Consider the following 11,696-nt stretch of genomic DNA (forward strand, 5'->3'; position numbering starts at 1 on the left):
GGCATGCCTTCGAAGAACGCCGACGTCCCGCCGCCCCCGCCCGAGCCTCTGCGGGTCGCGGTCGCCGACTCCCACACCCACCTCGACATGCAGTCGGGCACCGTGGAGGAAGGCCTCGCCAAGGCCGCGGCCGTGGGCGTCACCACCGTCGTGCAGGTCGGCTGCGACGTACGCGGGTCCCGGTGGGCGGCCGAGACCGCCGCCGCGCACGACGGCGTGCACGCCGCCGTCGCCCTCCACCCCAACGAAGCGCCCCGCATCGTCCTCGGCGACCCCGACGGATGGTCCCGGCAGGGCGCGCGCGAGCCGGGCGGCGACGCCGCTCTGGACGAGGCGCTCGCCGAGATCGACCGGCTCGCCGCGCTCCCGCACGTACGTGGCGTCGGCGAGACCGGCCTCGACCGCTTCCGCACCGGTCCCGAGGGCATGGCCGCCCAGGAGCGGTCCTTCCGCGCCCACATCGAGATCGCCAAGCGGCACGGCAAGGCCCTCGTCATCCACGATCGCGAGGCCCACGACGACGTGCTGCGCGTCCTGAAGGAAGAGGGCGCGCCCGAACGCACCGTCTTCCACTGCTACTCCGGCGACGCGGCGATGGCCCAAATCTGCGCCGAACACGGCTACTTCATGTCCTTCGCGGGCAACGTGACGTTCAAGAACGCGCAGCACCTGCGGGACGCGCTGGCCGTCGCCCCGCTCGAACTCGTCCTCGTGGAGACCGACGCGCCCTTCCTCACGCCCGCGCCCTACCGCGGACGGCCTAACGCCCCGTATCTCATTCCGGTCACGCTGCGCGCCATGGCCGAAATCCGCGGCATCGACGAGGACGCCATGGCCACGGCCGTCTCCGCGAACACCGCTCGCGCGTTTGCTTACTGACCGATAACGCCGTCGGAGCCCTCCGACGCCCTCTCGGGAGCAGCTCGGGTCAATGCGGCGACACAGCGTAGCCGCGCTGCTTTGGAGAGTGACGAACGCTCCGCTAGGTTCTGTGCGCCCGGTACGGACCCCTGGAGCGTCGTCGTGAGCAATTCTCAGTACGAGACGTATGAGACGTACGAGACGTATGTGCTGCCGTACGAGCCGCCTTACGAGCCGTCCTACGAGACGTACGAGCCGTCGTACGTGGTGTCGTACTCCTCGTACCCGGAGGGGGATCCGGATCCGGGGCAGGGGCCGGGGGGCGAGGCGGAGACGGTGTGCGAGCCGTCGTACGAGGTCGGCGCGGCCTGTGACCCCTTTCCCCGGCAGGCGTCCGGGCCCTCCGACCCCGGGCGGGCCGGGGCCCGGCGTGCCGCGCGCCGCAAGAAGGCGAACCGTGCCTCCGCCGCTCCCGAGCGGCCGGACGCGATGCGCAGGCTGCTGCCGCAGGCCCTCGTCGTCGCCTTCCTCGCGGGCGGCACGTCCGCCTTCGTCGCCAACGACAAGGCCGTCGAGCTCATCGTCGACGGCAAGCCGCGCACCCTGCACACCTTCGCGGACGACGTCGGCGAGCTCCTCGCCGACGAGGGCGTGGACGTCGGCACCCACGACATCGTCGCGCCCGCGTCCGCCACCACCCTCGCCAGCGGCGACGAGATCGCCGTCCGCTACGGGCGGCCCGTCCACCTCACCCTCGACGGGCAGCGGCGCAAGGTGTGGACCACGGCGCGCACGGTGGACGGCGCGCTGCGCCAGCTCGGTGTCCGCGCGGAGGGCGCGCACCTGTCGGCCTCGCGCAGCCGCCGCATCGACCGGGACGGGCTCGACCTGGACGTCCGTACGGAACGCACCGTCACGATCATGGCCGACGGGCGGGAGCGGACCATCCGCACGAACGCGGCGACCGTGCGGGAGGCCGTCGCCGAGTCCGGGGTGACCCTGCGCGGGCAGGACACCACGTCCGTCGCGCCCGGCAGCTTTCCGCGCGACGGGCAGACCGTCACCGTCATGCGGATCACCGGTACCAAGGAGGTGCGGGAGGAGGCGATCCCGTTCGACGTGGAGAAGCGGGACGATCCGTCGCTGTTCCGCGGCACGGAGGTCGTGGCGCAGGCCGGGCGGCAGGGCGTGCGGCGGGTCGCGTACTCGGTGCGGACCGTCAACGGGGTGAAGCAGAAGCCGCGCAGGGTCAGGTCCGAGGTGGTGCGGGAGCCGCAGCGGCGGATCGTGAAGGTCGGCACGAAGCAGATGCCGTCGTCGGTGGCCGGGGCGGACGATCTCAACTGGGGCTCGCTCGCGCACTGCGAGTCCGGGGGGCGGCCCGGGGCGGTGGACGCGTCCGGCACGTACGGGGGGCTGTACCAGTTCGATACGCGGACGTGGCAGGGGCTGGGGGGCTCGGGGCGCCCGCAGGACGCCTCCGCCACGGAACAGACGTTCCGCGCGAAGAAGCTGTACGTGCAGCGGGGCGCGAGCCCATGGCCCCACTGCGGCAGCCGCCTGTAGCGGCTCGCGGTCCCCGCGCCCCGGGTCCGTCTCGCGGGGCGGGGTCGCGTGCGGCTGCCGGTCATCCGTGGCGGACAAGCCCCGCAGGGGCGAGTGCCTCAGGGGCGCGGGGAACCGCGCGACCCGTCACGACGCACCCGCACCCGCCCACGCGGGGAGGAACCCACCCACCCGGGACGGTTCGAGGCCCAGGGTCCCGTCCCCGTAATCTGGTGCGGTGAGCACTGAGCACGGCGCCCTCCTCGGCCCCGCCGACATCCGCGAACTGGCCGCTGCCCTGGGCGTACGCCCCACCAAGCAGCGCGGCCAGAACTTCGTCATCGACGCCAACACCGTGCGGCGCATCGTCCGCACCGCGGAGGTCCGCCCGGACGACGTCGTCGTCGAGGTCGGCCCGGGGCTCGGGTCCCTGACCCTGGCCCTGCTGGAGAGCGCCGACCGGGTCACCGCCGTCGAGATCGACGACACGCTCGCCGCGGCCCTGCCCGCCACCGTGGAGGCCCGCCTTCCGCGGAAGGCCGGCTCCTTCGCGCTGGTGCACAGCGACGCCATGCTCGTACGGGAGCTGCCGGGCCCCGCCCCGACCGCGCTGGTCGCGAACCTCCCGTACAACGTGGCCGTCCCCGTGCTGCTGCACATGCTCGACACCTTCCCGACCATCGAGCGCACGCTCGTGATGGTGCAGGCGGAGGTCGCCGACCGGCTCGCCGCGGGGCCGGGGTCGCGGGTGTACGGGGTGCCGTCCGTGAAGGCCGCCTGGTACGCGGACGTGAAGCGCGCCGGGTCCATCGGACGCAACGTCTTCTGGCCCGCACCCAACGTCGACTCGGGGCTGGTCTCGCTGGTGCGCCGTGCCGAGCCGGTGAAGACCACCGCGACCAAGCGCGAGGTGTTCGCCGTCGTCGACGCGGCCTTCGCGCAGCGCAGGAAGACCCTGCGGGCCGCCCTGTCCGGGTGGGCGGGGTCCGCGGCGGCGGCCGAGGCCGCGCTCGTCGCCGCCGGGGTCTCGCCCCAGGCGCGCGGCGAGGCCCTGACCGTGGAGGAGTTCGCGCGGATCGCCGAGCACAAGGAGGCCGGCGCGTGAGCGTGACGGTGCGGGTTCCCGCGAAGGTCAACGTGCAGCTCGCGGTGGGCGCGGCCCGCGCCGACGGCTTCCACGACCTCGCCAACGTCTTTCTCGCCGTCGGTCTCCACGACGAGGTGACCGTGGCTCCCGCGCAGCAGCTGCGGGTGACGTGTGAGGGGGCCGGTGCCGGTCAGGTTCCGCTGGACCGTACGAACTTGGCCGCCCGTGCCGTCGAGATGCTCGCCGCGCGGTACGGCCGCGCGCCCGACGTGCACATCCACATCGCCAAGGACATTCCCGTCGCCGGTGGCATGGCCGGTGGCAGCGCGGACGGTGCGGGTGCCCTCGTGGCGTGCGACGCGCTGTGGGGAACCGGGGCGTCCCGGAGTGAACTGCTGGAGATCTGCGCCGAGTTGGGCAGCGATGTGCCGTTCAGCCTCGTCGGTGGTGCCGCGCTCGGGACCGGGCGGGGGGAGAAGCTGGAGCCCCTGGCGGTCGGGGGGGAATTTCACTGGGTGTTCGCCGTCGCCGACGGGGGGCTCTCCACGCCGGCCGTGTATCGCGAGTTCGACCGGCTGACGCCCGCCGCTCCCGTGCCCGAGCCCTCGCCCGCTCTCCTCGACGCGCTGCGCACCGGCGACGCGGACGCCCTGGCCCGCGCCGTCTCGAACGACCTGCAGCCCGCCGCCCTCTCCCTCTTTCCCGCGCTCCACGAGACCCTCGCGGCCGGCAGGGCGGCCGGCGCGCTCGCCGCGCTGGTCTCCGGCTCGGGGCCGACCACCGCGTTCCTCGCGCGTGACGCCGCGTCCGCCGGGCGCGTCGCCGACGCCCTGCTCGCCTCCGGGACCTGCCGCGCCGCCCGCGTCGCCGCGTCGCCCGCGCCGGGCGCCCGGATCGTCTGAGTACTCAGGTACGTATCTGAGTACGGGGACGGTGATGCGGGGGTGCCATCGCGCGCGACCGTACGTTCATGGGATCAAGCGTTCGTGAACTGGCCGCGCGCACGCCCGCCGGGCGTGACCGGTACATCGACCTGCTGCGGGTCGCCTCGCTCGGCACGGTCGTCCTCGGCCACTGGCTGATGGCGGCCGTGACCGTCGGCGCCGACGGTCACGCCGAGGCCGGCAACCTCCTCGCCGTCGTGCCGGATCTGCAGGTCCTCACGTGGGTGCTGCAGATCATGCCGGTCTTCTTCTTCGTCGGCGGGTTCTCGCACGCGCTGTCCTACCGCTCGTCGAGCCGTCGCGCCGAGGGGCGTCCGGTCTACTCGGTCTTCCTGCGGGCCCGGCTCCAGCGGCTGCTGCGGCCCACCATGGTGTTCATCGGGGTGTGGGGAGCGGGCGCGCTCGTCCTCCAGCTCGGCGGGCTCGGCGGCGGGCCGCTCGATGTCGCGCTGCGGCTCGTCGCCCAGCCGCTCTGGTTCATCGGCGTCTACCTGGCGATGGTCGCCTGCACCCCGCCGCTGCTGCGGCTGCACGAACGGTGGGGCTGGGGCGCGTTCGGCGCGCTCGTGGCGGCGGCGGGCGCGGTGGACCTGGCGCGCTTCGCGTACGGCGTGCCGTACCTGGAGTTCCTGAACTTCGCCTTCGTCTGGCTCGCCGTGCACCAGCTGGGTTTCCTCGGCGCGGACGGCAGGCTGCGCAGGCCGCACGTGCTGGCCGGGGCGGGGCTGACGGGCGCCGTCCTGCTCGTGGCGCTCGGGCCGTATCCGCTCTCCATGGTCGGCATGCCCGGCGAGCGCGTCTCGAACATGGCACCGCCCACCTTCGCCCTCCTGTGCCACGGCATGTGGCTGGTCGGCGCCGTCGAGCTGCTGCGCGGCCCGGCGACGCGGTGGCTGGAGAGGCCGCGCGTGTGGCGCGGGGTGGTGGCGGCGAACGGCATCTCCATGACGGCGTTCCTCTGGCACCTGACGGCGATGCTCGGGGTGTACGGGGTGCTCATCGGCCTCGGTGTTCCGCTGCCCGCGCCCGCCTCGGGGGCCTGGTGGGCGCAGGTGCCCGTACGGATGGTGGCGGCCGCGGCCCTGACGGCCGTGCTCGTCGGCGTCTTCCGGCGCTTCGAGCGGCCCGGCCCGCCGCGGGCGGCGGGCACCCCCGGCGCGGCCTCCGGGCCCGCCGCCGCGGTCGGGGTCGTGCTCTGCCTGTTCGGGGTGCTCGGGCTTTCGACGGTCGGCTTCGGCGGGCTCCTCCAAGGGCGTACCGCGCTGCTCGTCGCCGTCCACGTGACGGCGCCGGCGGCGGTCGCGACGGCCCTCGCGGGGTGGCTGCTCGTGGAGCGGGCGGGGCGCTCGCGGGGGTAGGCGGTGCCGGGCCGGGCCGGCCCGCCCCGAGCGGCCGGAAGGAGACGGCGCGCGGGCGACTACGCTGGAGGATCGATCGATCCCCCTTGTCAGGAGAGAAATGGCCGTCAATCTGGTCAATGTCGAGGCAGTCAGCAAGGTGTACGGCACCCGTGCCCTGCTCGACGGCGTCTCCCTCGGCGTGTCCGAGGGGGACAGGATCGGCGTCGTGGGGCGCAACGGCGACGGGAAGACCACCCTGATCCGGATGCTCGCCAAGCTGGAGGACGCGGACACCGGACGCGTCACGCACAACGGCGGGCTGCGGCTCGGCGTGCTCACCCAGCACGACTCACTCGACTCGGCCGCCACCGTCCGCCACGAGGTCATCGGCGATCTCGCCGACCACGAGTGGGCGGGCAGCGCCAAGATCAGGGACGTGCTGACCGGGCTGTTCGGCGGGCTCGACATGCCGGGGTTCCCGCAGGGCCTCGACACCGTCATCGGGCCGCTGTCCGGCGGCGAGCGGCGCCGCATCGCGCTGGCCAAACTGCTCATCGCCGAGCAGGACCTGATCGTCCTCGACGAGCCGACCAACCACCTCGACGTGGAAGGCATCTCCTGGCTGGCCGAGCACCTGCGCACGCGCCGCTCGGCGCTCGTCTGCGTGACGCACGACCGCTGGTTCCTCGACCAGGTGTGCACCCGCATGTGGGACGTGCAGCGCGGGTCCGTCTTCGAGTACGAGGGCGGGTACTCCGACTACGTCTTCGCGCGCGCCGAGCGCGAGCGCATCGCCGCCACCGAGGAGACCAAGCGGCAGAACCTGATGCGCAAGGAGCTGGCCTGGCTGCGCCGCGGCGCCCCGGCCCGCACCAGCAAGCCGAAGTTCCGCATCGAGGCCGCCAACGAACTGATCGCCGACGTGCCGCCGCCGCGCGACACCAGCGAGCTGATGAAGTTCGCGACGACCCGGCTCGGCAAGACCGTCTTCGACCTGGAGGACGTGTCCGTCCAGGCCGGGCCCAAGCGGCTCCTGGAGCACCTGACCTGGCAGCTCGGCCCCGGCGACCGCATCGGCCTGGTCGGGGTGAACGGCGCGGGCAAGACCTCGCTGCTGCGCGCCATGGCCGACGCCGCGCGCAGTGAGGGCGACGTGCAGCCCGCGGGCGGCAAGATCGTGGTCGGCAGGACCGTGAAGCTCGCCTACCTCTCGCAGGAGGTCGCCGAGCTGAAGCCGACGCTGCGGGTCCTGGAGGCCGTGCAGCAGGTGCGCGAGCGCGTCGATCTCGGCAAGGGCCGGGAGATGACCGCGGGGCAGCTCTGCGAGACGTTCGGGTTCAGCAAGGAGAAGCAGTGGACGCCGGTCGGCGACCTCTCCGGCGGTGAGCGGCGCAGGCTGCAGCTGCTTCGGCTCCTGATGGACGAGCCGAACGTCCTCTTCCTCGACGAGCCGACCAACGACCTCGACATCGAGACGCTCACCCAGCTGGAGGACGTGCTCGACGGGTGGCCCGGCTCCATGGTCGTGATCTCCCACGACCGGTTCTTCGTCGAGCGCACGACGGACAAGGTGTTCGCGCTTCTGGGCGACGCCACGATGCGGATGCTGCCGCGCGGCATCGACGAGTACCTGGAGCGCAGGCGGCGGATGGCCGAGACCGCGGGCGGCCCGGCCCCCGCGCAGTCCGCGCCCGTGCGGGCCGACGCGGGCAGGACCGTCTCCGCCGCGGACGCCCGTGCCGCCAAGAAGGAGCTCCAGAAGATCGAGCGGCAGCTGGACAAGGTCTCCGAGAAGGAGACCAAGCTCCACACCCAAATCGCCGACAACGCCACGGACTTCGAAAAGGTGGCGAAACTGGACGCCGAGCTCCGCGAACTGATCGGGCAGCGCGAGGAGTTGGAGATGCGCTGGCTGGAGCTCGCGGAAGACGCGTAGAGCTCACGTAGAGCTCTCGTGGAACTCGCGTAACGGGCGCATCACGGGCCGGTCCTCCCTTGGGAACAGGGGATGGACCGGCCCCGTGTGGTACGGGGCCAGGGTGATAGAAAGGCTGACCTGAAAGCACCCATTGGCGTGCCGAAAATCAGTGAAGGGGGAAGCGCTGATGACTCAGCCGCCCAACCAGCCGCCGTCCGGCGGCTTCGGAGCTCCGCAGGATCCACGGCAGGGAGGCGCGCAGCAGCCACCCGGCCCGCCGCAGCAGCCACCGCCGCCCGCGGCACCCCAGCCGGGTCAGCCCCAGCCGGGGTACGGCTATCCGCAGGCCCCGCCGCCCGTGCCGGGCCCGTACGGACAGCCCACGCAGCCCGCCCAGCCCTACGGACAGCCCCAGCAGCCGGGCCCGTACGGACAGCCGCAGCAGGCAGGGCCCTACGGAACCCAGCCCCAGCAGCCGGGTCCCTACAGTCAGCCGACGCAGAGCGGACCCTACGGAAACCAGCCGCAGTACGGCTATCCGCAGCCGCCCACGCAGCCGCAGTTCCCCGCGGGGCCCGGCACCCCGCCCGGCGGTGACGGCAAGCGCAAGAAGCTCATCGTGATCGTCGCCGCCGCGGTGGCCGCGCTGCTCGTCGCGGGCGGTGTCACCTATGCCGTCGTCGGCGGCGGTGACGACGAGAAGAAGAAGCCCGAGGCGAAGAACAAGGACCCCAAGCCGTCCGCCTCCGCCCCGGCCAACCCGGGCACGGGCGCCGGTGACGGCTACGACGGCGAGGAAGACCTCAACGCGGGCCGCCAGGCCGGTGAGTCGAAGGTCCTCTGGTACAAGGAGGCCCCCAAGGTCCCCGGCTCCGGCGGCGACGCCCCGGGCATGTGGATCAAGGACGGCATCGCGGTCAAGGCCGCGTACAAGCAGCTCCTCGCGTACCACGTGGACAGCGGCAAGACCGCCTGGAAGCCCATCGAGTTCCCGCAGAAGATCTGCGCGGCGACCCGGACGGCCACCGACGACGGCAAGATCGTCGTCGCGTTCAAGCAGGGCACCAAGAGCGACGCCAAGTGCAACCAGCTCCAGGTCGTCGACCTGAAGACGGGCGCCAAGGGCTGGGGCAAGCCGGTCAAGTCGGAGGGCCTCTTCGACTTCGCCATGCAGAGCAACCTGGTCCTCGTCGGTGACGTGCTGATGGTCGGCCGCGACCAGTCCGGCACGGCGCTGCGCATGAGCGACGGCAAGAAGCTCTACGTCGCGGACAAGAAGGACGAGGGCACCTGCTTCCCCAACGGGTTCGCCGGCGGCAAGCAGCTGCTCATGGCGCTGTCCTGCGGCGCGAGCACGCCCAAGGAGCACGACGAGCTGCAGCAGCTCGACCCCGAGACCGGCCGCGCCCTGTGGACCAAGAAGTTCCCCAAGGGCTGGCGGGTCAGCAAGATCTACTCGGTGAGCCCCACGGTCGTGTACCTCACCAATGGGGACAAGAAGCAGTGGAACGTCTCGGTGCTCGAGGAGAACAGCGACAAGACCCGCTCCGAGGTCACCAGCAAGGACGGCTTCGCCCCGGAGTGCGGCACGTCGGTCCTCGACCGTGAGCTGGACGGCTGCCTGGGCGCGACGGCCGACGACAAGAACCTCTACCTGCCGACGGACGAGAAGAGCGGCGCCAACAGCATCGTCGCGTTCAGCCTCGCCACCGGCAAGGAGGTCTGGCGGGCCAAGTCGCCGACGGACGAGTCGATGCTCCCGCTGAAGGTGGAGGACGGCTCGCTCGTCGCGTACGTCAATCCCTCCTACGACTCCGGCGGCCGCGTCGTCTCCATCGGGACGTCCGGTTCGCACCGGCCCAAGACCCTTCTGCAGAACCCGAAGGGCACGTCAAAGATCGAGAGCGGTTTCTACTCGAAGGACGTCGACTACGTGGACGGGCGCTTCTACATCTCGACCACCAACATCATGAGCACGTCCGGCCAGGCGAAGCTGATGCTCGCCTACGGCAAGTGACCCGCGCTCCCCGCCCAGTCATCAGCTCGACCGCTCTCGTCCCCAAGGAATTGACTTCGCCATGACCCAGCCGCCCCAGCCACCCCAGCAGCCGCCGAACGAGCCCCCGCAGGGCGGCTTCGGCGCCCCGCAGGACCCGCCGCCCGGCGGCTTCGGCAAGGCCCCGGACCCGTCGTACGGCTACCCGCAGGCGCCCCCGCCCGCGCAGCCCCCGCAGGCTCCGCCGCCCGCACCCCCGGGCCCGCCGCAGACCCCGCCGCCCGCGGCCCCGCCGGCGCCCCCCGCGGGCCAGCCGCAGTACGGGTACCCGCAGGCACCTCCGGCACCGCAGCCCCCGCAGAGCTACGGGTACCCGACCCAGCCCGCGCAGCCGCAGTACCAGCAGGGCTATCAGCAGCCCTACCAGCAGCAGTACCAGCAGGGCTATCAGCAGCCCCCCACCATGCCGACGCAGCCGCAGCCCGCGGCCCCCGGCGGCGGTGGCGGCAAGAAGATCAGCAGCCAGATGACGATCATCATCGCGGCGGTCGTCGCGATCGCCCTGATCGTCGGCGGCGGTGTCTTCTACGCGATGTCGAAGGACGACGACTCCAAGACGACGGCCCAGGGCTCCGGCGAGAAGAACGGCAAGGGCGGGCAGGGCGGCGAGAAGGGCGGCGGCCTCCCCGAGCAGGGCTCGGCCAAGGAGAAGGCCCCGGCAAGCACCTCGGCCAAGGTCCTCATGCAGCTGCCCCAGCCCGAGGTCCCCAAGGACCAGATCTGGAACGCCACGGGCTCGGCCCTGACCGACGACGTCTACGCCAAGTCGGGCGTCAACGAGGTCAACGGCTACGACCCGGACACCGGCAAGAAGAAGTGGACGGTCCCGCTCTCCGGCATGACCTGCGCCATGTCGCGCGAGGTCACCAAGGACGGCATCGTCGCGGTCGTCACCGAGGAGGCCAAGCGGAACAAGAAGGGTGACTACCAGCAGTGCACCAACGTCTCCGCGATTGACCTCACGTCCGGCAAGAAGCTCTGGACCGAGAGCACCGAGGCCAACGGCGTGAAGGCGACGTTCAAGGAAGTCACCATCTCCGGCGACACGATCGCCGCGGGCGCGGGCACCTCCAGCGGCGGCGCCGCCTGGGACGTCAAGGGCAACTCCCTGTGGAAGCCCAAGGTCGGCAAGTGCGAGGACGTCGGCTACGCGGGTGGCGACCAGCTCGTCGCGGTCCGCAAATGCGGCACGTACGGCGACTACAAGCTGAAGGTCCAGCTCCTGAACCCCAAGACCGGGGACGACGAGTGGACGTACCCGCTCGCCGACGGCATCGACAACGCCAAGATCATCTCGACGAACCCGGTCGTCTTCGGCCAGGACACCACCGAGATCACCGCCTCCGGCGTCACCGACGTCTTCTCGCTCGGCAGCAACGGCAAGCTGCGCACGAAGATCTCGCTGGAGGACGGGAAGTACGACCACGACTGCGGCGTCAACATGGTCAACGACTGCCGGGCGATCACGGTCGGCAACGACCGCCTGTACGTCCCGACGCGCCAGCACGACGGCACCGGCGAGAGCTACAACCGCACCAACGAGATCGTGTCGTTCTCGCTGGCCACGGGCAAGCCGACCAGTGACCGCGCGGTCGCCGGCGACAACGGCGAGATCTTCCCGGTCCGGATGGACGGCGGCAACGTCATCGCGTACAAGGCGCACAGCTACCAGAAGGGCGCCCAGATCGTCTCGCTCGACGGCAAGACGATGAAGGAGACCAAGCTCCTGGAGACCCCGGGCTCCGAGGCGGTCACCGACGCGATCAGCGGCATGGTCCCGAAGTCCAACGAACTCCTCTACGGCAACGGGCACTTGTTCCTCGGTAAGAAGCTCCTGAGCAAGCCCTTCTCGAAGGACGACAAGGAGTACGTGGCGATCGGCTTCGTGGCGAAGTAGCCGCGGACAGCCACCGGTCCGGCCTACGGCGGCCGTCCCTCTCGCACG

The 11,696-nt window shown here is 71.8% G+C and carries 8 protein-coding genes; all 8 read left to right on the forward strand.

Annotated features, from left to right (window positions below):
- Positions 1 to 3: 3 nt before the first annotated feature.
- A complete protein-coding gene (locus tag ACZ592_RS19760) occupies positions 4 to 879 on the forward strand; it encodes a TatD family hydrolase (RefSeq protein WP_471582850.1) in 876 nt (291 codons plus the stop codon).
- Positions 880 to 1,023: 144 nt separating this feature from the next.
- Positions 1,024 to 2,427: a ubiquitin-like domain-containing protein gene (locus ACZ592_RS19765; RefSeq protein WP_471582851.1), complete on the forward strand. Its 1,404-nt coding sequence runs from the start codon at positions 1,024 to 1,026 to the stop codon at positions 2,425 to 2,427.
- Positions 2,428 to 2,644: 217 nt separating this feature from the next.
- The gene (rsmA, locus tag ACZ592_RS19770) at positions 2,645 to 3,511 is read left to right on the forward strand and encodes a 16S rRNA (adenine(1518)-N(6)/adenine(1519)-N(6))-dimethyltransferase RsmA (protein WP_471582852.1); all 867 of its coding nucleotides are present in this window, start codon (positions 2,645 to 2,647) and stop codon (positions 3,509 to 3,511) included.
- Positions 3,508 to 4,395, forward strand: a complete 888-nt coding sequence (locus ACZ592_RS19775) for a 4-(cytidine 5'-diphospho)-2-C-methyl-D-erythritol kinase (protein ID WP_471582853.1) — start codon at positions 3,508 to 3,510, stop codon at positions 4,393 to 4,395. Before rsmA ends, ACZ592_RS19775 begins: the two co-directional genes overlap by 4 nt.
- 68 nt (positions 4,396 to 4,463) lie before the next feature.
- Complete coding sequence (locus tag ACZ592_RS19780; RefSeq protein ID WP_471582854.1) at positions 4,464 to 5,795, forward strand: acyltransferase family protein; 1,332 nt, start codon at positions 4,464 to 4,466, stop codon at positions 5,793 to 5,795.
- Between the two features lie 100 nt (positions 5,796 to 5,895).
- Positions 5,896 to 7,713: an ABC-F family ATP-binding cassette domain-containing protein gene (locus ACZ592_RS19785; RefSeq protein WP_471582855.1), complete on the forward strand. Its 1,818-nt coding sequence runs from the start codon at positions 5,896 to 5,898 to the stop codon at positions 7,711 to 7,713.
- Between the two features lie 169 nt (positions 7,714 to 7,882).
- The gene (locus tag ACZ592_RS19790) at positions 7,883 to 9,712 is read left to right on the forward strand and encodes an outer membrane protein assembly factor BamB family protein (protein WP_471582856.1); all 1,830 of its coding nucleotides are present in this window, start codon (positions 7,883 to 7,885) and stop codon (positions 9,710 to 9,712) included.
- Between the two features lie 61 nt (positions 9,713 to 9,773).
- Positions 9,774 to 11,648 carry an outer membrane protein assembly factor BamB family protein gene (locus tag ACZ592_RS19795; protein WP_471582857.1) on the forward strand — a complete coding sequence of 625 codons (1,875 nt, stop codon included), beginning with the start codon at positions 9,774 to 9,776 and terminating at the stop codon, positions 11,646 to 11,648.
- Positions 11,649 to 11,696 lie beyond the last annotated feature (48 nt).

The sequence above is a fragment of the Streptomyces sp. NPDC040622 genome (assembly GCF_055593965.1).

Excerpts from the sequence above, each read along its gene's own strand:
- ACZ592_RS19790 (WP_471582856.1), top strand. The coding sequence starts at position 7,883 with ATGACTCAGCCGCCCAACCAGCCGCCGTCCGGCGGCTTCGGAGCTCCG.
- ACZ592_RS19795 (WP_471582857.1), top strand. The coding sequence starts at position 9,774 with ATGACCCAGCCGCCCCAGCCACCCCAGCAGCCGCCGAACGAGCCCCCG.
- ACZ592_RS19780 (WP_471582854.1), top strand. The coding sequence starts at position 4,464 with ATGGGATCAAGCGTTCGTGAACTGGCCGCGCGCACGCCCGCCGGGCGT.
- ACZ592_RS19760 (WP_471582850.1), top strand. The coding sequence starts at position 4 with ATGCCTTCGAAGAACGCCGACGTCCCGCCGCCCCCGCCCGAGCCTCTG.
- ACZ592_RS19785 (WP_471582855.1), top strand. The coding sequence starts at position 5,896 with ATGGCCGTCAATCTGGTCAATGTCGAGGCAGTCAGCAAGGTGTACGGC.